Genomic DNA, 552 nt, shown 5'->3' on the forward strand with positions numbered 1-552 from the left:
TTCACATCGATTTTAAAAAATGTTAGGCTTATAAATGTAGAATACTAGTGCTTTGATACAGCTTTGTAATCATACAGTTGATGATTAATGACTAGATAATGCATGGTTCTCAGTAATCGCGACATGGCACCAATGGCAATTTTCTTTGTTCCCTTAGACAATGAAGATTGCTTTTTCTTCTGATACCAATCACTAATATGACTGGGATGCCCATAAGATGCGGTACTCGCTATATTTGATATTGCTCTAAATAGAACTTTGCGTGCGGTGCTATTTCCCCTTTTGGTGATAGAACCTGTGCTTTTGTAATCACCTGAGTCATTGAACCTTAAATCAATCCCAACAAAAGCGTTTAGCTTATTGGCAGTACGAAAACGATGTAAACGCCCAATTCAGCTATCAGCGACACAACTGTTTTATCCGAAAACCCTGGAATGCTTTGATAAATGCTGTATTCCGGTAAATCCTTAGCCTTATCTACCATAGCAGTCAGGATGTCACCCTTGGTACCATGCAACTCAATCCAACGCTTTGCATAGTATATAACTTGTG

The 552-nt window shown here is 38.4% G+C and carries 1 protein-coding gene and 1 pseudogene; both read right to left on the bottom strand.

The window, feature by feature from the left end:
• Nucleotides 1–44: 44 nt before the first annotated feature.
• Nucleotides 45–392, bottom strand: a complete 348-nt coding sequence (locus tag BMG01_RS11535; RefSeq protein ID WP_332400173.1) for a transposase — start codon at nt 390–392, stop codon at nt 45–47.
• Nucleotides 353–552, bottom strand: a pseudogene (locus BMG01_RS11540) (hypothetical protein); the annotation flags it as partial. The pseudogene BMG01_RS11540 and the gene BMG01_RS11535, both read right to left, overlap by 40 nt.

Source organism: Leuconostoc sp. BM2 (genome assembly GCF_002095565.1).
Lineage (GTDB): Bacteria > Bacillota > Bacilli > Lactobacillales > Lactobacillaceae > Leuconostoc > Leuconostoc falkenbergense.